This is a genomic window from Streptomyces violaceusniger Tu 4113 (genome assembly GCF_000147815.2).
GTDB lineage: Bacteria > Actinomycetota > Actinomycetes > Streptomycetales > Streptomycetaceae > Streptomyces > Streptomyces violaceusniger_A.
The window spans coordinates 8,297,485-8,318,105 of record NC_015957.1 but is presented as its reverse complement, the minus strand read 5'-3'; the positions used below and the strand labels follow the sequence as shown (position 1 = coordinate 8,318,105).

The 20,621-nt window shown below is 72.4% G+C and carries 17 protein-coding genes; 4 read left to right on the top strand and 13 right to left on the bottom strand.

The window, feature by feature from the left end:
• Positions 1-16 precede the first annotated feature (16 nt).
• Positions 17-1,426 carry a type I glutamate--ammonia ligase gene (glnA, locus tag STRVI_RS34030; RefSeq protein WP_014060114.1) on the bottom strand — a complete coding sequence of 470 codons (1,410 nt, stop codon included), beginning with the start codon at positions 1,424-1,426 and terminating at the stop codon, positions 17-19.
• Positions 1,427-1,680: 254 nt separating this feature from the next.
• Here glnA and STRVI_RS34025 point away from each other — a divergent pair, with 254 nt between their 5' ends.
• Positions 1,681-2,148 (top strand): RDD family protein, encoded by a 468-nt coding sequence (locus STRVI_RS34025; protein ID WP_043236970.1) that lies wholly within the window; start codon positions 1,681-1,683, stop codon positions 2,146-2,148.
• A gap of 135 nt (positions 2,149-2,283) precedes the next feature.
• Here STRVI_RS34025 and STRVI_RS34020 read toward each other — a convergent pair whose 3' ends face one another.
• The 4 genes from STRVI_RS34020 to lipB form a co-directional block, all read right to left on the bottom strand.
• Entirely contained in the window at positions 2,284-2,964 is a 681-nt protein-coding gene (locus STRVI_RS34020; protein WP_014060112.1) for a DUF4191 domain-containing protein, read from the bottom strand.
• Positions 2,965-2,974: 10 nt separating this feature from the next.
• Positions 2,975-3,172, bottom strand: coding sequence for an SCO2195 family GlnR-regulated protein (locus tag STRVI_RS34015; protein ID WP_014060111.1), 198 nt, complete (start codon positions 3,170-3,172; stop codon positions 2,975-2,977).
• A gap of 245 nt (positions 3,173-3,417) precedes the next feature.
• On the bottom strand, positions 3,418-4,368 hold the full coding sequence (lipA, locus tag STRVI_RS34010; protein WP_014060110.1) for a lipoyl synthase: 951 nt from the start codon (positions 4,366-4,368) through the stop codon (positions 3,418-3,420).
• Between the two features lie 284 nt (positions 4,369-4,652).
• Positions 4,653-5,477, bottom strand: a complete 825-nt coding sequence (gene lipB, locus STRVI_RS34005) for a lipoyl(octanoyl) transferase LipB (protein ID WP_014060109.1) — start codon at positions 5,475-5,477, stop codon at positions 4,653-4,655.
• Positions 5,478-5,681: 204 nt separating this feature from the next.
• Here lipB and STRVI_RS34000 point away from each other — a divergent pair, with 204 nt between their 5' ends.
• Positions 5,682-7,364 carry a hypothetical protein gene (locus STRVI_RS34000; RefSeq protein ID WP_014060108.1) on the top strand — a complete coding sequence of 561 codons (1,683 nt, stop codon included), beginning with the start codon at positions 5,682-5,684 and terminating at the stop codon, positions 7,362-7,364.
• A gap of 401 nt (positions 7,365-7,765) precedes the next feature.
• Here STRVI_RS34000 and STRVI_RS33995 read toward each other — a convergent pair whose 3' ends face one another.
• From STRVI_RS33995 to STRVI_RS33985, 3 genes are all read right to left on the bottom strand, one after another.
• On the bottom strand, positions 7,766-8,527 hold the full coding sequence (locus STRVI_RS33995; protein ID WP_014060107.1) for an ArsR/SmtB family transcription factor: 762 nt from the start codon (positions 8,525-8,527) through the stop codon (positions 7,766-7,768).
• 352 nt (positions 8,528-8,879) lie between these two features.
• A complete protein-coding gene (locus tag STRVI_RS33990; RefSeq protein WP_014060106.1) occupies positions 8,880-10,226 on the bottom strand; it encodes an NAD(P)/FAD-dependent oxidoreductase in 1,347 nt (448 codons plus the stop codon).
• Positions 10,227-10,453: 227 nt separating this feature from the next.
• Positions 10,454-11,353 carry a TIGR01777 family oxidoreductase gene (locus STRVI_RS33985; RefSeq protein ID WP_043236967.1) on the bottom strand — a complete coding sequence of 300 codons (900 nt, stop codon included), beginning with the start codon at positions 11,351-11,353 and terminating at the stop codon, positions 10,454-10,456.
• A gap of 50 nt (positions 11,354-11,403) precedes the next feature.
• On the opposite strand from STRVI_RS33985, the gene STRVI_RS33980 reads away from it, so the two are divergent.
• A complete protein-coding gene (locus STRVI_RS33980; protein WP_014060104.1) occupies positions 11,404-12,015 on the top strand; it encodes a GNAT family N-acetyltransferase in 612 nt (203 codons plus the stop codon).
• 44 nt (positions 12,016-12,059) lie between these two features.
• Here the strand turns inward: STRVI_RS33980 and STRVI_RS33975 are convergent, their stop codons facing one another.
• On the bottom strand, positions 12,060-12,578 hold the full coding sequence (locus STRVI_RS33975; protein WP_043240695.1) for a DUF4240 domain-containing protein: 519 nt from the start codon (positions 12,576-12,578) through the stop codon (positions 12,060-12,062).
• A gap of 199 nt (positions 12,579-12,777) precedes the next feature.
• On the opposite strand from STRVI_RS33975, the gene STRVI_RS33970 reads away from it, so the two are divergent.
• Positions 12,778-13,704: an SDR family oxidoreductase gene (locus tag STRVI_RS33970; RefSeq protein ID WP_014060102.1), complete on the top strand. Its 927-nt coding sequence runs from the start codon at positions 12,778-12,780 to the stop codon at positions 13,702-13,704.
• 569 nt (positions 13,705-14,273) lie between these two features.
• On the opposite strand, the gene STRVI_RS33965 is transcribed toward STRVI_RS33970, so the two are convergent.
• From STRVI_RS33965 to sucB, 4 genes are all read right to left on the bottom strand, one after another.
• Positions 14,274-15,239, bottom strand: coding sequence for a helix-turn-helix transcriptional regulator (locus STRVI_RS33965; protein WP_043236965.1), 966 nt, complete (start codon positions 15,237-15,239; stop codon positions 14,274-14,276).
• Between the two features lie 94 nt (positions 15,240-15,333).
• Positions 15,334-18,009: a pyruvate dehydrogenase (acetyl-transferring), homodimeric type gene (gene aceE, locus STRVI_RS33960; RefSeq protein WP_014060100.1), complete on the bottom strand. Its 2,676-nt coding sequence runs from the start codon at positions 18,007-18,009 to the stop codon at positions 15,334-15,336.
• 92 nt (positions 18,010-18,101) lie between these two features.
• Entirely contained in the window at positions 18,102-18,725 is a 624-nt protein-coding gene (locus STRVI_RS33955) for a GntR family transcriptional regulator (protein WP_014060099.1), read from the bottom strand.
• Between the two features lie 125 nt (positions 18,726-18,850).
• Positions 18,851-20,596: a 2-oxoglutarate dehydrogenase, E2 component, dihydrolipoamide succinyltransferase gene (gene sucB / locus STRVI_RS33950; protein WP_014060098.1), complete on the bottom strand. Its 1,746-nt coding sequence runs from the start codon at positions 20,594-20,596 to the stop codon at positions 18,851-18,853.
• Positions 20,597-20,621: the final 25 nt, after the last annotated feature.

Here is a 20,621-nt window from a genome sequence, read left to right as displayed (position 1 = left end):
CCGGAGCCGGTACGGATCACACGTCGAAGTAGAGCTCGAACTCGTGCGGGTGCGGACGGAGCTGCAGCGGCGCGATCTCGTTGGTGCGCTTGTAGTCGATCCAGGTCTCGATCAGGTCGGAGGTGAAGACCCCGCCCTGGAGGAGGAACTCGTGGTCGGCCTCGAGGGAGTCGAGGACGGCCGGGAGGGAGGTCGGGACCTGCGGGACGCCCGCGTGCTCGTCGGGGGCGAGCTCGTAGAGGTCCTTGTCGATCGGCTCGGCCGGCTCGATCTTGTTCTTGATGCCGTCCAGACCCGCGAGGAGCAGGGCGGAGAAGGCCAGGTACGGGTTGCCGGAGGAGTCCGGGGCGCGGAACTCGACGCGCTTGGCCTTCGGGTTGGAGCCGGTGATCGGGATACGCATCGCGGCGGAGCGGTTACGCTGCGAGTACACCAGGTTGACCGGTGCCTCGAAGCCCGGGACCAGGCGGTGGTAGGAGTTCACCGTCGGGTTGGTGAACGCGAGCAGCGACGGGGCGTGCCGGAGGATGCCGCCGATGTAGTAGCGGGCGGTGTCCGACAGGCCCGCGTAGCCCTGCTCGTCGTAGAAGAGCGGGGAGCCGCCCTGCCACAGCGACTGGTGGACGTGCATGCCCGAGCCGTTGTCACCGAAGATCGGCTTCGGCATGAAGGTCGCGGTCTTGCCGTTCTTCCACGCCACGTTCTTGACGATGTACTTGAACAGCATCAGATCGTCGGCCGCGGCCAGCAGCGTGTTGAACTTGTAGTTGATCTCGGCCTGGCCGGCGGTGCCCACCTCGTGGTGCTGGCGCTCGACCTGGAGACCGGCCTTGTTCAGCTCGAGGCTGATCTCGGCGCGCAGGTCGGCGAAGTGGTCGACCGGCGGGGTCGGGAAGTAGCCGCCCTTGTAGCGGACCTTGTAGCCACGGTTGTCCTGGAGCGCGCCGGTGTTCCAGGCGCCCGCCTCGGAATCGATGTGGTAGAAGGACTCGTTCGCCTTGGTGTCGAAGCGCACGCTGTCGAAGACGTAGAACTCCGCCTCCGGACCGAAGTACGCGGTGTCCGCGATGCCGGTGGAGGCGAGGTAGGCCTCGGCCTTCTTGGCGATGTTCCGCGGGTCGCGGCTGTACTGCTCACCCGTGATCGGGTCGTGGATGAAGAAGTTGATGTTGAGGGTCTTGTCCCGGCGGAACGGGTCGACACGCGCCGTGGAGAGGTCCGCGCGCAGGGCCATGTCCGACTCGTGGATGGCCTGGAAGCCGCGGATCGACGAGCCGTCGAAGGCCAGCTCCTCGTCCGGGTCGAACGCCTCCGCCGGTACGGTGAAGTGCTGCATGACGCCGGGAAGGTCGCAGAAGCGGACGTCGACGAACTTGACGTCCTCGTCCGAGATGTACTTCCGAGCGTCGTCGGCGTTCTGGAACATCCAACTCCTCCTAGCCCGGCCGCGGTGGGACGGGGATTTGTCCGGTCGCGCGGTCCATGTGCGGTGGCGCGCTGTCGCCGACCATAGGCAGACGGGATTTCCCGGGCATGACCCATTTGTTTCACCCAGGTTAACCGGCCCGAGGGGGATTGCGGGGACCTCGCGGCCTCGGAAAAGGCAGCGAACGGCCGCCCCGGAACCAGCGGGCGGGGGCCAGGCCCGGGGAACGTATGCGGTCGCAGTAACGTAGACGGGTGGACAAGAGGCAAGCAATCGGATCGTGGCTTTCCGGGCCCCGCGCGGCCGCCGAGGACATGGGCGTCGACTTCGGCTACCGGGGCCAGGGGCTCGGGCTCCCCGAGAGCGGACCGGGCGCCATTGCGCCGCTGGGACGCCGTTTCGGGGCGCTCTTCATCGACTGGGCCCTGTGCCTGCTCGTCTCCTACGCGCTGCTGTCCGGCCGCGACGCCCAGGCCGCCGGGAACTGGGCGCTGCTGGTCTTCCTGGTGCTGAGCCTGATCACCGTGGGCACCGTCGGCGCCACCCCCGGCAAGCTGCTGCTGAAGCTGCGGGTCATCGGCGAGGGCGGGGTGCGGCTGAGCCTGCCGAAGGCCGTGCTGCGCAGCGTGCTGGTGGTGCTGGTCATCCCGGCGGTGGTCTGGGACCGCGACACCCGCGGGCTGCACGACCGGCTCTCCCGCGCGGTGCAGATCAGGGTCTGAGCCCCGGGATCACACCCCCCGGATGATGAACGGCGGATCGCGTACGGATTGCGTACAACGGCGTTACGTACGAAACGGCGGCCCGGACTCCAGGTCCGGGCCGCCGTCTCGTATCCGTTTCGGTGCGGGGAGCGCTCAGCGCCCCTTCGGCATCCGCATCCCCTTGGGCATCGGACCCTTCGGAATCGGCATGTTGCTCATCAGGTCGCCCAGCGCGCGCAGCCGGTCGTTGACCACCGTGACCTGTGCGCCCGGCAGCACTCGCGGAAGCTTCAGCAGCGTGGTGCGGAGCTTCTTGATCTCGACCTGGTCCTCGCCGGAGCCCACGATCACGTCGTGGACCGGGACCTCCGCGACGATGCGCGCCATCTTCTTCTTCTCGGCGGCCAGCATGCTCTTGAGCCGGTTCGGGTTGCCCTCGGCGACCAGCACGACGCCCGCCTTGCCCACCGCGCGGTGGATGACGTCCTGGTTCCGGTTCATGGCCACCGCGGGGGTCACCGACCAGCCGCGGCCCACGTTCTCCAGCACCGCCGCCGCCGCGCCCGGCTGGCCCTCCATCTGTCCGAAGGCGGCCCGCTCGGCACGGCGGCCGAAAATGATCGCCATCGCGAGGAACGCCAGGACGAAGCCCAGGATGCCAGCGAAGATCGGGTGACCGATCAGGAAGCCGATCGCGAGAAGGACACCGAAGGTGACAATCCCCACGCCGGCGACGACAAGAGTGACCTTCGGGTCGACCCGCTTGGTCATCTTGTAGGTCAGGGCGATCTGCTTCAGCCGCCCGGGGTTCTCGGATGTTTCCTTCCTCGCCATACAGCGAAGTTTACGTGGCCTGGGAGGTACTGGTGGACACGGCCTCCAGCACGTGTTCGGCCTCGTCCCGGTCCTTGGCCCGACGGCGGTCCTCGAGCACGGCCGTCCAGGCGTTGCGGCGGGCGGTGCGCTGCCCGCCCCGCAGCAGCAGACCCTCCAGGACGAGGAGCGCGTCGGTGACGGACGGGCGTACGGGCGCAGCCGGCATGGATACCCCTCGGAAGCGGTGGATGATCGCTACGCACACCGTATAAGCAGTGCGTGGCTCAATCGTTACCCAATGGTGTTACCAGTGCGTGACTGGCCGGTCAAACACCGATGAAGCCCTGCTGCGGCCCGTATCCCGCCCTTGACCTGCGGCGTTTTCCGAGCCTTCGGATATGTGTGTGCTCGCAATCACACAGCGTGTTGCTCACACGGCCGATTGGCGCACGGTACGTGACGGAGTGTGACTCAGACTGCCGGGGAGGCCGCGGCGACATTGCGCCGCTCGATGGCCTGCTGGTACAGACGGCCGGCCCGGTACGAGGAGCGGACCAGCGGGCCGGACATGACGCCCGCGTAGCCGATCTCCTCGGCCTCCTCCTCGAGCTCCACGAACTCCTGGGGCTTGACCCAGCGCTCCACCGGATGGTGCCGGGCGGACGGCCGCAGGTACTGGGTGATGGTGATCAGCTCGCAGCCCGCGTCATGGAGGTCCTGCAGCGCCTGGCTGATCTCCTCGCGCTCCTCGCCCATGCCCAGGATCAGGTTGGACTTGGTGACCAGACCCGCCTCGCGCGCCTTGGTGATCACCTCGAGCGAGCGCTCGTAGCGGAAGCCGGGACGGATGCGCTTGAAGATCCGCGGCACCGTCTCGACGTTGTGCGCGAGCACCTCGGGGCGGGCCGAGAAGACCTCGGCGAGCTGCTCGGGGACCGCGTTGAAGTCCGGGATCAGCAGCTCCACACCGGTGTCCGGCATCAGGGCGTGGATCTGGCGGACGGTCTCCGCGTAGAGCCACGCGCCCCCGTCCTCCAGGTCGTCACGGGCCACACCGGTGATGGTCGCGTACTTCAGCTCCATCGTGCGTACGGATTCGGCCACCCGGCGCGGCTCGTCGCGGTCCAGCTCCTGCGGCTTGCCGGTGTCGATCTGGCAGAAGTCGCAGCGCCGGGTGCACTGGTCGCCGCCGATGAGGAACGTCGCCTCGCGGTCCTCCCAGCACTCGTAGATGTTCGGACAGCCCGCCTCCTGGCACACGGTGTGCAGGCCCTCGCGCTTCACCAGGCCGTGCAGTTCGGTGTACTCGGGGCCCATTTTCGCCCGGGTCTTGATCCACTCGGGCTTGCGCTCGATGGGGGTCTGGCTGTTCCGGACCTCCAGGCGCAGCATCTTGCGTCCGTCGGGTGCGACTGCGGACACGTCCGGCACTCCTCTTTGCTTGGCTCTGCTTGGCGGCTCGGCGTGGCGAGTTTGCCGGCGGGCTTTCGAATCGTCGGCGGTCACCAGAGTACGCCCGTGGTTCGTACGCATTTACGTCCAGGGCAACCGATAGCGGCGAGGGCGCATTCCCGGCAGGGCCGGCCCCGGAAGGGCCGCCTTCCGGGGCGCCGGACCCGGAAGGGCCGGGCCGGCAGGGCCCGATCGGTGGGCCCGATCGGTGGGCCCGATCGGTGGGCCCGATCGGTGGGCCCGGCCCGGGAGGGTCAGACCGCCCGGGGCAGCGGGACGGTGGACTCCAGGACCTCCCGCAGATGCCGCTCGACGACCGGCAGCACCTCGGAGATCGGCACATCCCGGCCCAGCTCCTCCGAGAGCGAGGTCACACCCGCGTCCCGGATCCCGCACGGCACGATCCGGTCGAACCAGGTGTTGTCCGGATTGCAGTTGAGCGAGAAGCCGTGCATCGTCACGCCCTTGGCGATCCGCACCCCGATGGCGGCCAGCTTGCGGTCCTCACGGCGCTGCCCGGCGTTGGAGGGGGCGTACTCCGGCCCGTTCAGCCGTGCGTCGAACTCCTCGTCCTCCAGCCGCGGGTCGAAGTCCAGCTTCAGCCCGCCGAGCGCGGGGCGCTGGTCCACCGGGTCGCCCAGCACCCACACCCCGCTGCGGCCCTCCACCCGGGTCGTCTCCACGCCGAACTCCGCGCAGGTGCGCAGCAGCGCCTCCTCCAGGCGGCGGACATGCGCGATGACGTCCACCGGGCGCGGCAGCTTGAGGATCGGATAGCCGACCAACTGACCGGGGCCATGCCAGGTGATCTTGCCGCCGCGGTCCACGTCCACCACCGGGGTGCCGTCCAGGGGGCGCTCGCTGTCGGCCGTGCGCCGGCCCGCCGTGTAGACCGGGGGGTGCTCCAGCAGCAGGCAGGTGTCGGGGATCTCGTCCGCGAAGCGGGCGGCGTGCACCCGGCGCTGCTCCTGCCAGGCCTCCTCGTAGTCCACGGCGTCCGCGCCGAAGCCCAGGTGGACGTGGCGCAGCGCCGGTGAACCGGGGACCGACCCCGGCGAAGCAGTGGTCACGGCGGTCACGGCAAGCTCCTTCTCGGCCCACGTGCGATTGGGGGCGGAGCCTCGCGGCGGCGCCCCCGCCACTGTACGACCGTGTCCCCTTACGTCCTCACCCGGCCCGTTCTCACACGATCGGATGAATGCCGCCCGACGGCCGCGATCAGCCCTCGAGCGGCAGTTACATTCGCGCCGTTCCACAGAGCGATCAGGGAGACCGGCAAGCTGATGACGGAACGACCCCCACAGCGCATTCCCAATCGTCAGCTCGCCGCGCTTATCGCCGAGGCTGGCTTCTCCAACGCTGGGCTCGCCCGGCGGGTGGACCAGCTCGGGCTGGAGCACGGTCTGGACTTGCGGTACGACAAGACCTCCGTGACGCGGTGGCTGCGCGGACAGCAGCCACGCGGCACCACCCCGGCGCTGATCGCCGAGGTGTTCACCCGGCGGTTGGGGCGTCGGCTGACCGCCCAGGACCTGGGGCTGGACGCCTGTGCGCCCGTCTACGCGGGGCTGGAGTTCGCCGCCACCCCGCAGGAGGCGGTGGACATCGTCAGCGGGCTGTGGCGGAAGGATTCCGGAAGCCATGCGGAGCTGCGGAAGATCGCCTTCACCCCGGCGGGTCTGGTCGTCCCCAGCCGCGACTGGCTGATCGGGCGGCCCGACGACCGCGTGGCGCGCGGCGAGCCACCGGCGGGCGGCGTCCCGGCGGGGGCGGGCGTGGGAGCCGGGACGGGGCTCGGGGGCGGGGTCGGCACCGGGGCCGGGGCCGCGGCCGGGCGGCTGCCCGCGCAGGGCGGCCGGGCGGGTGGCCCGGCGGGGGTGGCAGGGGTGGCCGGGGTGGCACCGGGGCGTGCGGCCATCCAGGGCGCTCAGGGCGCTCAGGGCGCTCAGGGAGCCCATGGAGCCCATGGAGCAGCCCACGGCGCTCACGGCGCCCACGGCGCCCAGGGCCGGGCGCCGCTGCCCCGTCAGCGTCGGCACGACCGCGACCGGCGCGCACCGGGCTACCGGGTGACCTCCGGCGACATCGCGGCCCTGCGCTCGGTCGGCGAGCTGTTCGCGGCGCTGGACCAGACGTACGGCGGCGGACACGCCCGACAGGCCCTGGTGCGCTATCTCGAGCACGAGGGCGAGCCGATGCTGCGCGGCTCGTACAACGAGGCGACCGGGCGGCGGCTGTTCGGCGCGGTCGCCGATCTGACCCGGCTGGCCGGATGGACCTCGTTCGACATCGCCGCCCACGGTCTGGCACAGCGCTACTTCGTCCAGGCGCTACGGCTGGCACAGGCGGCCGGGGACCGCACGTACGGCAGCTATGTGCTGGTGACGATGAGCCGCCAGGCCGTCTATCTCGGCCATGGGCGGGAGGCCGTGCAACTGGCCCGGGTGGCCCAGCAGGGGGTCGGCGGCGGCGCCCCGCCGGTGCTGCAGTCGCTGCTGCACGCGATCGAGGCGCGCGGCCATGGCGTCCTGGGCGAGGTGCGCGCGTGCACCGCCTCGCTCGCCCGCGCCGAGCGGGCACTGGAGACGGCCCGGCCGGGGGACGAGGTCCCGCACTGGGCGCGGCTCTTCGACGAGGCGCAACTGGCCGACGAGTTCGGCCACTGCCACCGAGATCTGCAGCAGTACCGGGCCGCCGCCCAGCACGCGGAGCGCTCCCTGCAACTGCACGGCGCCGGGTTCGCGCGCAGCCGGCTGTTCTGCCGGGTGGTCCTGGCGAGCGCGCGGCTCGGCCTGGGCGAGCTGGAACAGGCGTGCCAGCTCGCGGCGGAGGCGGCGCAACAGGCTTCGGAGATGCGGTCGGTGCGGGCGGTGGAGTACGTACGCGACTTCGAGCGCCGCCTGGAGCCCTACCGAGACGCGGCCCCGGCCCGGGGCTACCGGGAGCGGGTGGCGGCGCTGGGGTAGGGGCGGGGTGTGGGGGGTGTGGGGCGCGGGGGCGGGACGGTGGCTGCTCGGGTGGCGGGGGCGACGTCGGCAGGGCGGGGCGGTCGCTGATCAGGTGGCTGGGTGCGGGGCGGGCGGTCGCTGATCGGGTGGCGGCGGTGCGCGTCCAGGCGTCCAGGACGGTGCCCGTGCCGGGCGTGGTCGGGCGTCCACGATGGTTGTGCCCAGGGCCGGGTGGGTCGGGCATCTTCGACGGTTGTGCCCAGGGGCGGGCGTGGTCGGGCGTCCACGATGGTTGTGCCCAGGGCCGGGTGGGTCGGGCATCTTCGACGGTTGTGCCCAGGGGCGGGCGTGGTCGGGCGTCCACGACGGGTGTGTCCAGTGTCGGGTGGTGCCCAGGGCGGTCAGGGCACCGGGCGTGGTCAGGCGTCCACGACGACGCCGAAGGTGCGCTCCAGGCCGGTGCGGCCCGCGTCGGTCAGGTGGATCACGCGGCGGCGGCTGCCACGGCGGATCCATTCCAGCGCGAACAGCCGGTCCGTCAGGGCGGCCCCCAGCGCTCCGGCCAGATGGTGACGCTGCTCGGTCCAGTCCACGCAGTAGCGGATCAGCGGGCGGCGCGCGGGGAGCCCGTCCGCGTCCACGCCGAACGCCGCCAGCTCCGCGCGCCCCGGGTCCGTCAGCCGGTAGGTGGTGTCGTTGCCCGGGGCGGACAGCCGGTCGCTCTCCGTCGCCTCGGGGTGGAAGCGTCCGTCGCCGCCCTCCAGGACCCCGCGTTCCAGCAGCGCCGCCATCAGGGCCACTCCGAGGGTGCCCGCGACATGGTCGTAGCAGGTACGCGCCCGACGCAGGGCGTGTGCGTGGGTGCTCTGGCGCAGCGAGGTGACCGGCAGCGGCGGGGCGATCCGGGCCAGCGCCTCGAGGGCCTCGCCGACGGCGGGGCCGGTCAGCCGGTAGTAGCGGTGCCGCCCGTGCGGCTCGACCCGCACCACCCCGGCCTCCAGCAACTTGGCCAGATGCCCACTGACCGTGGAGGCGCTGACCCCGGCCTCGGTGGCCAGCACGCTCGCGGGCAGGGCGCGGCCCTCCAACAGCGCCTGCAGGACGCGGGCGCGAGACGGATCGGCGATCGCGGCGGCTGGGCGGGCGATGTCGGCGTCACGGGCGTCCGTGGTGGTGGCCATGCGTCCAGCGTAGGTCGGGGTCGCTTCGGCAACGGACGAAGTGTGGGCGGGCGCCCGCGCCAGCCTTCGGCGATACGTCCGCGCGATGTGGTCCGTGGCCTCCGCCCGTGCTCGGCGTGCCTTGCGCCGTTCCCCGCGCACCCTACGCGCGCCGCGCCTCGGCCCGGGCGTGCCCGTTGTCCCGGGCTGCCGGCCGTGACCGGAGCCTGAGCCTCAGCCCCTGTGCACCGCAGGATGTCGCGCGTCAGGTCGCCGCAGCCGCGGGGGCCGGTTGCCCCGGGCCGTGGGCCGCAGGCCGCGTGACCGGAGCCTGAGCCTCAGCAGCGCCCTGCCCCGACACGCATGCCGCCGGTCAGGCCGCCGCCGCGGGGAAGGACCCCGTACCGGTGTTGCGGGCGTTCGTGCCGGAGCCGGCGTCCGGTGGGGCGCCGAAGTCGCTGAGGACCGCTCGGGCGGCCCGGCGGCCGGAGGCCAGGGCGCCCTGGACCGTGCTGGAGTCCCGGTGGTCGCCGCAGACGTACAGCCCCGACAGCAGCCGCACCGGGCGGCGCGGGTCGTGGGGGGCGGGCATGGCCGGGACCGCGTACGGGTCGTGGTGCGTGGCCAGCAGTTCCCAGCCCGCGGTCGACGTGCCGTACACCGCCGCCAGTTGGGCCCGGACGGCCCGGTCGAGCTCGGTGGCGGGCAGTGCGGCGGAGGCGCCCAGCACCGTGGAGGTGATCAGCACCCGGCCGGGCGGGGTGCGCGAGGGGTCGACCTCGCTGGCCACCATGGTGTGGGCGACCGGGCCCCGGCCGCCCGCGGCGAGTATCAGCGCGGGCTCGCGCAGCGGCGGCCGGCCGGCGGTGTGGTGCGTCACCGTGACCGGGTGGAAGGCCGGTACCCGCAGCCCGGGCAGGAGTTCGGCCGCGTCGTGCGCACCGGTGGCCACCAGCACCGCACGGCAGCCGATCTCGCCGTGTTCGGCGGTGGCGACGGCGGTGGTGGAGGCCGATACGGCCCGGACGCCCGTACGGACCGTCCCCGGCGGCAGCGCGGCCGCGAGCAGCTCGGGGACGGTGGACGCGCCGCCCGCCGGAAGGCAGAGGCGGCCGCGTGCGTAGCCGCGCAGCGCGAGGTCGGCGCAGCGGCTGGAGGTGGTGAGGTCCGGGTCGCTCAGCAGCGAGACGAGCAGCGGACGCAGCACCCCCTCGACCGTACGAGCAGGTAGGCCCCGCCCCCCCAGGGTCTCGGAGACCGGCCGGTCGGGGCGGGCGAGCAGGCGGTCCGCGGGCAGGGCGGCGAGCCTGCCGAGCGCGGCACCGAGTCGGGCCTGGTCGAGCCCGCTGCCGAGCGGCGCGCGGGCGGCGTTGGCGAGGGCGCGTGCCGTGGTGAATGCGCCCCTCATGCTCCGGGGGGTGTCCACCCGGTGCGTACGCCCCTCGTTGTGGACCAGCACCCCCTGGGCGAAGGGGCGCAGGGCGAGGGCGCCGAGCCCCGGAGTGCGCCGCAACTCCGGGAAGGAGGTGTTCATCAAGTGACCGGTACGGTCCAGCCGGAAGCCGTCGACGGTGTCGGTCGTCATCCGGCCGCCCACGCGGGGCGCGGCCTCGAGCACCGTGACCGCCACTCCCGCGTCGGTCAGCCGATGAGCCGCGGCCAGTCCCGCGAGCCCGGCGCCGACGATGACGACGTCCGTGCGGTGCGCGCGCTTGAGCACGTGTCCTCCCCGAGGTCGGTGCGTCCGTCACGGGGGCTGCTGCCCCGGTCGGCGGCCCGGATACGTGGGTCCCGCGTGACGGCTCGCGAGACGGTCTTGACAGTACGGACAAAAACGGTCGATGCCAGACGCGCATCGACCGGGCACGGGCGCACACCGGTCGCACACGTCATCGAGCGATGCGCGACCGGGGGAGTGCGAGGGGCGCCAAGGGGGCGCCAACCCTCTTACGGCAGCGCCGCCTTGATGGCCTCGTCCACATGCGGGTGGGTGAAGGTGAAGCCGGAGTCCAGGAGACGGCGGGGGATGGCCCGGACGCTGCCGAGGACGTCGCCGGACATCCCGCCCAGGGCGATCCGGAGCGCGGGGGCGGGGACCGTGAAGAGCGTGGGGCGGCGCAGCACACGGCCCATGGCCGCCGTGATCTCGCGGTTGGTGGCCGGCGCCGGTGCGGTGAGGTTGACCGGGCCGGTGAGCTCGGGCGTGTCGAGGATATGGCGCAGCGCGGCGATATGGTCCCGCAGCGCGATAAAGCTCCAGTACTGCCGGCCGCTGCCCATCCGCCCGCCGAGGCCCAGCTTGAACAACGGGAAGAGCCGCCCCCACGCCCCGCCCTCGGAGGAGATCACCAGCCCGGTCCGGGTGAAGACCGTACGGACGCCCGCCTCCTGCGCCGCGGCCGCCGCCTCCTCCCAGTCCTGGCAGAGATCCGGAAGAAAACCGTGGCCGGGGGGCGCACTCTCATCGACCGCGCGCTCCCCGGTGTCACCGTAGAACCCGACCGCGCTTCCGCTCACCAGCACCCGCGGCGGGGTGTCCAGCGAGGCGATCGCCTCGGCGAGGGCGGCGGTGCCCAGCACCCGGCTGTCCCGGATCTCCTTCTTGTACGCGTCGGTCCAGCGCCGGTCGCCGACGCCCGCGCCCGCGAGATGGACCACGGCCTCACAGCCCATCAGCCCCTTCGTGTCCACCCACTCCCGCCGCGGGTCCCACTCCACCTCGTCCTCCACACGCGGCGGACGCCGCACCAGGCGCACCACCTGGTGGCCGTCCTCGCGCAGCGAGCGGACGAGTGCCGTGCCGATGAGCCCTGAGGAGCCGGTGACCGCGATACGCATGGCCCCCATCCTGCCCTCGATCAGGGGAGGGATGTCGGACAACAGGCGGGCGTGGCACAGTGACTCGCATGTCCCAGCCCTCCGGCCCGCCCCAGCCCTCCGGCCCGCCCCGGGCTTCCGGTCTTCCTCAGCCTTCCGGCCTGCCCCAGCCTTCCGGTCTGCCCCGCGCGTCCCGGCAGCCCGAGCTGATCATCCGCCCCGCCGTGCTCGACGACGAGACGGCACTGGCCGAGCTGGACCGCAGCACCTGGTCGGTGCTGCATTCCGTACAGCCGAAGCCGCAGCCGCCGTACGACCCCTTCTTCACCCAGCGCAACCGCGTCGAGCACATCCTCGTGGCCGAGCTCGGCGGATGCCCCGTCGGCTATATACGGCTTGTGCCGTCGTCCCCGCTGGCCTGCAACACGCATGTCCGCCAGATCCAGGGGCTCGCGGTGGACGAGCGGACGCGGGGGAAGGGCGTGGCGCGGGCGCTGCTCGGCGCCGCGTTCGAGGAGGCACGGAGGCAGGGCGCGACCCGCATCACGCTGCGGGTGCTGGGCCACAACACCCCGGCACGGCGGCTGTACGCGTCGGAGGGGTTCGCGGTGGAAGGCGTGCTGCCGGGGGAGTTTCTGCTGGCGGGGGAGTACGTGGACGATGTGCTGATGGGGCGCTCGCTGGACCGCTGAGGCGCTGGTGGGGCGTTGCCGAGGCGCTGCTGAGCGTCAGAGGGTCAGCCCTTGAAGCGCTCCCACAGCCGGGGATACCGCTCCGCCAGCACCGCCTCGCTCTCGAAGTCCAGGGGCGCCCCGATCGGTTCCCGGGGTGCGGGGGCGAGCCCCAGCTCCGGCAGGGGCGCCCCGGTCAGCCGCTCGTACGCCTCGTCCGCCGCGTACCCCAGGTCCTCGCAGTCGCCGTCCACCTGCTCATCGAAGTCCTCGAGCAGGTCGGCGAGCGCGTCCGGATCGTGCAGCGCGCCCTCGAAGATCTCCCGGCCCTGGCCGATCAGCCAGAAGCGGAACGCCTCGAAGGCATCGTCGCTGACCCCGCCGAGCAGCACCCAGGCGGCGCCCCACACGTCCCAGCGGTACGCCCGGTTGGAACGGGCCTCGAAGTGCCGGGCGAAGTCCAGCACCGCGTCGGGGTCGAGTTGTGACAACTGATCGACGAGCAGGTCGGACTGGTCCTCGGGGTCGCCGTCCGCGACCTCCCGGGCGCTGTCGACCAGCCCCCAGAACTCCGTTTCGTCCATCATCACGGGACCTCGTCCATCATCACGGGACCAGGATCGGCCCTCCCGCGCACCCCCGCACGCGGAACGCGCCGGATGCGACCGCTTCGTAATACCAGACAGCAGGTGTCGGATTTCCCTGTGAAGGTCGACCTGGGCGGACCGGGATCGACCCGGGTCGACCCAGGTCACCCACATGGCATCCGCACCGAGAGGACATATGGACGTGAGCACACAGGGCGCACTGGCGGGCAGGGTCGCGCTCGTCGCGGGGGCGACGCGCGGCGCGGGCCGGGCGATGGCCGTCGAGCTGGGGACGGCCGGGGCCACCGTCTACGCGACGGGGCGCACCACACGGGAGCGCGTCAGCGAGGTGGGGCGGGCCACGGAGACCATCGAGGAGACGGCGGAACTGATCACGGCCGCGGGCGGCACGGGCATCGCGGTGCCGACCGACCACCTGGAGCCCGAGCAGGTCCGGGCGCTGGTGGAGCGGATCGACCGGGAGCAGGGCCGGCTGGACGTCCTGGTCAACGACGTATGGGGCGGTGAGGCGCTGATCGAGTTCGGCAAGAAGACGTGGGAGACGGATCTGGCGGGCGGGCTGCGGATGCTCCGGCTCGGCGTCGAGACCCACCTCATCACCAGCTACTACGCGCTGCCGCTGCTGATCCGGCACCCGGGCGGGCTGGTGGTCGAGGTGACCGACGGCAACGAGGAGTTCAACAAGACCTACCGCGAGAACCTCTTCTTCGACCTCACCAAGAACGCCCCGATCCGGACGGCCTTCGGGCTCGCGGAGGAGCTGAAGGAGTTCGACGGCACGGCGGTGAGCATCTCGCCGGGCTTTCTGCGCTCCGAGCAGATGCTGGACCACTTCGGGGTGACGGAGGAGAACTGGCTCGACGCGGTGGAGAAGGAGCCGCACTTCGCCATCGCCGAGTCGCCGTACTTCGTCGGACGGGCGGTCGCCGCCCTCGCCGCCGACCCGGACCGGGCGCGGTGGAGCGGGAAGTCCGTCTTCAGCGGCGATCTGGCCAAGGTCTACGGCTTCACCGACCGGGACGGCTCCCGGCCGGATGTCCTCGGCTACTTCCAGGACGTCGTCTTCGGCGGCAAGGCGGGCACGGCCGCGGACTACCGGTAACCGGTAGGGCGAGGACACGGAGCCTTGCCGGGGCCGGCCCCGGCGTCCCGGGCAACGGCTCGGCGCCGTACCGAGGCCGCGCTCGGCGGCTTACGGAGGCTGGGCTCGGCGGTGTCCCGGGGCGACGGCTTGGCGCCGTACGGAGGCCGTGCTCGGCGGCGTCCCGGAGAATGGCTCGGCGTCTTACCGGGGCCGTGCTCGGCGGCGTCCGGGGCAACGGCTCGGCGCTCTACGGACGCTGCGCTCGGCGGCGTCCGGGGCGACGGCTCGGCGGGGTCTGGGGCGACGGCTTGGCGCCGTACGGAGGCCGTGCTCGGCGGCGTCCGGGGGAACGGCTCGGCGCTCTACGGAGGCCGCGCTCGGCGGCGTCCCGGACAACGGCTCGGCGTCTTACCGAGGCCGTGCTCGGCGGCTTCCGGGGCGACGGCTGGGCGCTCTACGGGCGGGGCGTTGCGGGCAGGAGCGCGCGGTGGCCACCGGTAGAGCGCGCCGCGGTCACCGGCGTGCTCCGCAGCCGCCGGACCCGCAGTCCTGGGGAGGGCGCCGCAGGCATCCGCAGCGCACTGTGGTCATTCGTAGCGCTCCGCCGTGCGGCGCGCCGCCTCGGCGAAGAGCGCTCGCAGCTCCGGCGGCCCCAGCACCTCCGCCTCCGGGCCGAGCGCGAGCAACTGGGCGAGGGCGACCTCGTGCGACTCGATGGGCAGGGTGACGGTGAGCCGCCCCTGCTCGTCGGGCTCCCCGGCCTCGCGTACGGCCTCCTCGGCCGCCGTCCGGTCCGTGACGTGCGGCAGCCCCCGGGCACCGGCCGGGGTCAGCCGTACGACGGCCATCTCCCGCAGGATCGAGCGGGCGAACTGATCGGCCCGCTCCCCCCAGAAGCCGGGCAGGTCGAAGTCCTCGTCCCGGGTGAAGTGGGTGCCGTCCGGTTCGACGGCGGTGAAGCGATCCACCCGGTAGACCCGGAAGCCGCCCTCCGCGCGGGCCGCGAGATACCAGATGCCCGCCTTGAGGACGAGCCCGTACGGTTCGAGCTCGCGCCGGACCTCCGCGTCCCGGCGCCGGTAGCGGACGGTGATCCGCAGATCGTCCCAGACCGCGTCGGCGATCCTCGGCAGCAGCTCCGGCGTCTCCGGCTCCCGCCACCAGCCCGGGGCGTCGAGATGGAACCGCTGGGCCACCGTGTGGGAGGCGTCCCGCAGCTCCGGGAGCAGCGCGGCGGACACCTTCAGCCGGGCGGCGGAGGCGGCGTCCGCGAGCCCCATCTCGCGCAGCGCGGAGGGGACGCCGGACAGGAACAGCGCCTCGGCCTCGGTACGCCCGAGGCCGGTCAGCCGGGTGCGGTAGCCGCCGATGAGCCGGTAGCCCCCGGCCCGGCCCCGGTCCGCGTAGACCGGGATCCCCGCCTCGGAGAGCGCGGCGGCGTCCCGGGTCACGGTGCGCTCCGAGACCTCCAGCTCCCGCGCCAGCTCGGCCCCCGTGATCGAGGGCCGAGCCTGGAGCAGAAGCACCATCTTGATGAGCCGGGCAGCACGCACGCCCTCATGATGCCGCGTGCCGCGAGGGCGCGCCGGGCTCCGGCCCCGCCGTCGCCGGAGCCCCGGGGCCAAGCCCCAGGACGACCGGTGTGCCTCAGATGCCGTACCGCTCCGCGGCCTCCTTGGGCGCGGTGGCCCGTACCGCGCCCTGCCGGGCCAGCCGGGACAGCGCGGCCACCACGATGGCCGGGGCGTCCACGCCGAAGTGGCGGCGGGCCGCCTCGCGGGTGTCGGAGAGGCCGAAGCCGTCCGTGCCCAGCGAGTACCAGTCCTGCTCGACCCACTGGCTGATCTGGTCGGGGACGGCCCGCATCCAGTCGCTGACGGCGAGGACCGGGCCCGGTGCGCCTGCCAGGGCATGGGTGACGTACGGGACCCGGTCTTCGCCACTGAGCTGCGCCGCGTCACAGGACAGGGCGTCACGGCGCAGCTCGCTCCAGGAGGTGGCGGACCACACGTCGGCGGCCACGCCCCAGTCGTCGGCGAGGAGTTTCTGGGCCTCCAGCACCCAGTGGATGGCGGTGCCGGAGGCGAGGAGCTGGATACGGGGGGAGTCCTCGGCCGGGGCCGTGGCCTCCTGGTAGCGGTACAGGCCCTTGAGGATGCCCTCCTCGACGCCTTCGCCCTCAGGCATCGGCGGCTGGACCTTGGTCTCGTTGTAGACGGTCAGGTAGTAGAAGACGTCCTCGGCCTCGGGGCCGTACATCCGCCGCAGACCGTCCCGTACGATCACGCCGATCTCGTACGCGAACGCCGGGTCGTAGGCGAGCGCCGCCGGGTTGGTGGAGGCGATCAGCGGGGAGTGGCCGTCGGCGTGCTGCAGGCCCTCGCCGGTCATCGTCGTACGGCCGGCGGTGGCGCCGATGAGGAAGCCGCGGCCGAGCTGGTCGGCGAGCGCCCACATCTGGTCGGCGGTGCGCTGCCAGCCGAACATCGAGTAGAAGATGTAGAAGGGGATCATCGGCTCGCCGTGGGTCGCGTACGACGTCGCGGCGGCGGTGAAGTCGGCCATCGAACCGGCCTCGGTGATCCCCTCGTTGAGGATCTGACCGTTCTGCGCTTCCTTGTAGTACAGGAGCTGATCGCGGTCGACCGGGTCGTAGGTCTGGCCGAGCGGGGAGTAGATCCCGGCGGTGGGGAAGAGCGACTCCATGCCGAAGGTCCGCGCCTCGTCCGGCACGATCGGCACCCAGCGCCGCCCGGTCTCCTTGTCCCGCATCAGGTCCTTGACCAGCCGGACGAAGGCCATGGTGGTGGCGATCTCCTGGCTGCCGGAGCCCTTGGCGAGCGCCTCGAACGGCTTCGCGGACGGCTCGGGCAGGGCCACCGCGTGGACCTTGCGGGCCGGGGCGGGGCCGCCGAGGGCCGCGCGGCGCTCCTGGAGGTAGCGGACCTCGGGGGAGTCGGGGCCGGGGTGGACGTAGGGGACGAGGCCGTCGCCCAGCTTGCTGTCCGGGATGGGGAGTTCGAGGAGGTCCCGCATGGCGCGGAACTCCTTGCCGGTCAGCTTCTTCATCTGGTGGTTGGCGTTGCGCGACTCGAAGCCGGGGCCCAGCGTCCAGCCCTTGACGGTCTGGGCGAGCACGACGGTCGGGGCGCCCTTGTGCTCCACGGCCGTGCGGTAGGCCGCGTACACCTTGCGCGGCTCATGGCCCGCGCGCGAGGTGTGGAAACACTCGGTGAGCTTGGCGTCCGTGAGCTGCTGGGCCAGCCGGGCCAGCTCCGGCTCGGCGCCGAAGAAGTGCTCGCGGAGGTAGGCCGCGTCGCGGGTCGCGTACGTCTGGAACTGGCCGTCCGGGACCTCGCGCAGCCGGCGGACCAGCGCACCCGAGGTGTCCAGCGCGAACAGCTCGTCCCAGGCGGAGCCCCACAGCGACTTGACCACGTTCCAGCCCGCCGCGCGGAACTGGGCCTCCAGCTCCTGCACGATCTTGAAGTTGGCGCGCACCGGGCCGTCGAGCCGCTGCAGATTGCAGTTGATGACGAAGGTGAGGTTGTCCAGGCCCTCGCGCCCGGCCAGCGCCAGTGCGGCCGTCGACTCCGGCTCGTCCATCTCGCCGTCGCCGAGGAAGGCCCAGACGTGGGAGCCCGCGGTGTCCTTGATGCCGCGCGCCGCCAGATAGCGGTTGAAGCGGGCCTGGTAGATCGCGGAGATCGGGCCGAGCCCCATCGAGACGGTGGGGAACTCCCAGAGCCACGGCATCCGCCGCGGATGCGGATAGGACGGCAGACCCGCGCCGCCCGCCTCGCGGCGGAAGTGGTCCAGGTGGTGCTCGGTCAGCCGCCCGTCGAGGAAGGCGCGGGCGTAGATGCCGGGGGAGGCGTGGCCCTGGATGTAGAGCTGGTCGCCGGAGCTGTCCGCCTCCTTGCCGCGGAAGAAGTGCTGAAAGCCCGTCTCGTAGAGCCAGGCGGCGGAGGCGAAGGTGGCGATGTGGCCGCCGAGGCCGTCACGGCTGCCGCGGGTGACCATCGCCGCCGCGTTCCACCGGTTCCAGGCGGTGATGCGGCTCTCCATGGCCTCGTCGCCCGGGAACGCGGGCTCGGCGGCGGTCGGGATGGTGTTGACGTAGTCCGACTCCAGCAGGGGCGGCAGGGCGAGCCCGGTGCTCTCGGCGCGCTCCAGGGTGCGGCGCATGAGGTACGAGGCGCGGTGGGACCCGGCCGCCTGCGCGACGGCGTCCAGGGAGGCGCCCCATTCGGCGGTCTCCTCGGGGTCACGGTCCGGAAGCTGGTCGAGCGCACTCGGCCGCGTGCGTGCGAGATCGGTCATGAGAGCGACTGTAGGTCTGATCGATGATCGATCAAAGCTCTGCCAGGGAAAAAGTGCTCCGCAAGCCGAAATTGGCATTCCGTGCCGCGAAACTAGGCACGCGGTGCACAGCCGAGGACATGTTCCTTGACCAGTTGGCCGACCCTCGGATCCCGCCGCTTGAAGGCGTCCACCACCGACTGGTGCTCCTCGGCGTACGACTCCTGGACGGTGCCCAGCCAGCGGATCGACAGCGTCGTCCAGATCTCGATGCCCAGCGACTCCCAGGTGTGCAGCAGCACGCTGTTCCCCGACGCCCGCACCAGCTCCCGGTGGAACGCCACGGTGTGCCGCACCTGCGCCTCCGCGTCGGCCTTACGGTCCGCCTCGTACAGCCCCCGCACCTCGGGCTCCAGGGCGGAGGTGTCCTCGGCCAGTACGGGCGCGGCCAGCTCCGCCGCGATCTGCTCCAGCCCGGCCCGTACCGGATAGATCTCCTCCAGGTCGGAGGCGGTCAGATTCCGCACCCGGACGCCCTTGTTGGGAGCCGATTCGATCAGCCGCAGCGACTCCAGCTCCCGCAGCGCCTCCCGTACGGGCGTCTGGCTGACCTCCAGCTCCGTGGCGATCCTGCGCTCCACGATCCGCTCGCCCGGCTTCCAGCGGCCGCTGACGATGCCCTCCACGATGTGCTCGCGGATCTGCTCGCGCAGCGAGTGGACGACGGGCGCGGCCATGGGGAACTCCTTAGAACCAGCGGCGAACAGTAGCCATTATCCCGGTACTGCGGTAACGAAAACCGCGCCCCGCACGGAAAGCCCGTGCGGGGCGCGGCAATGCCTCGAAGGGATCCTCGGAAGGCTCAGAGACCGAGGTCCACCTCGAACTCACCGGTCTCCAGGATCTCCTTGACGGCCGTCAGGTAGCGGGCCGCGTCGGCACCGTCCACCAGGCGGTGGTCGTAGGAGAGCGCCAGGTACGTCATGTTGCGCACCGCGATGGTCTCGCCCAGCTCCGGGTGGTCGATGACCACCGGGCGCTTGACGGTCGCGCCGATGCCCAGGATGGCGACCTGGTTCGGGGGCACGATGATCGTGTCGAACAGCGCACCGCGCGAGCCGGTGTTGCTGATCGTGAAGGTGGCGCCGGACACCTCGTCCGGGGTGATCTTGCTGGAGCGGACCTTGCCGGCCAGCTCCGCCGTCTTCCTGGCGATACCGGCGATGTTGAGGTCGCCCGCGTTCTTGATGACCGGGGTCATCAGGCCCTTCTCGGCGTCCACCGCGATCCCGACGTTCTCCACGTCGAAGTACGTGATGGTGCCGTCGTCGTTGATCCGGGCGTTGACGGCCGGGTGGGCCTTCAGCGCCTGGACGGCGGCCTTCACGAAGAACGGCATCGGCGAGAGCTTGACGCCCTCGCGCTGCGCGAACGCCTCCTTGGCCTGCGCGCGCAGCCGCATGACCTTGGTGACATCCACCTCGACCACGCTGGTGAGCTGCGCCTGCTCGTGCAGGGCCCGCATCATGTTGTCGCCGATGACCTTGCGCATCCGCGGCATCTTGACGGTCTGGCCACGCAGCGGGGACGCCGCCTGGGGGGCGGCCTTCGGCGCGGCGGCGGCCGGGGCGGCCTGGGCCTGGGCGGCGGCCTTGGCGGCCTCGGCGGCGGCGATGACGTCCTGCTTGCGGACGCGGCCACCGACGCCGGTGCCCTTGACGGTGGACAGGTCCACGTTGTTCTCGGCGGCCAGCTTGCGCACCAGCGGGGTGACGTAGGCGCCCTCGGCCTCGGGGGCCGCGGGAGCAGGGATCGACGGGGCTGTCGCGGCCGGGGCCGGGGCGGGCGCCGGAGCGGCCGGGGCCGGCTCGGGGGCGACCGGCTCCGGGGTGACGGCCTGCGGCGCGGGGGCGCTCGGGGCCTGCGGGGCCGGGGCGGGCGCCGGGGCCTCCTGGACCGGTGCGGGGGCCGGGGCGGCCGGGGCGGGCGCGGCGGCCGGAGCGGCACCGGCGACACCGATCACGGCCAGCTTGGCGCCGACCTCGGCGGTCTCGTCCTCGCCGACCAGGATCTCCAGCAGGGTGCCCGCGACCGGGGCCGGGATCTCGGTGTCGACCTTGTCGGTGGAGACCTCGAGCAGCGGCTCATCGGCCTCGACGGACTCGCCGACCTCCTTGAGCCAGCGGGTCACGGTGCCCTCGGTCACCGACTCGCCCAGCGCGGGCAGGACCACATCGGTGCCCTGGGCGCCACCGGCCGGAGCGGCGGCGGCAGGGGCAGGGGCCTCGGCGGCGGGCGCCGGGGCGGGCTCGGGCTGAGCCGCCGGAGCGGGCTCGGCCGCGGGGGCGGGGGCCTCGGCCGGAGCCGCGCCGCCGTCGTCGATAACGGCCAGCTCGGCGCCGACCTCGACCGTCTCGTCCTCGGCCACCTTGATGGACGTCAGCACACCGGCCGAAGGGGCCGGGATCTCGGTGTCGACCTTGTCGGTCGACACCTCGAGCAGGGGCTCGTCGGCCTCGACGCGCTCACCTTCGGCCTTGAGCCAGCGGGTGACGGTGCCCTCGGTCACGCTCTCGCCGAGCGCCGGCAGGGTTACGGAAACCGCCATGGTGTTCGGTTGCTCCTTAACGATC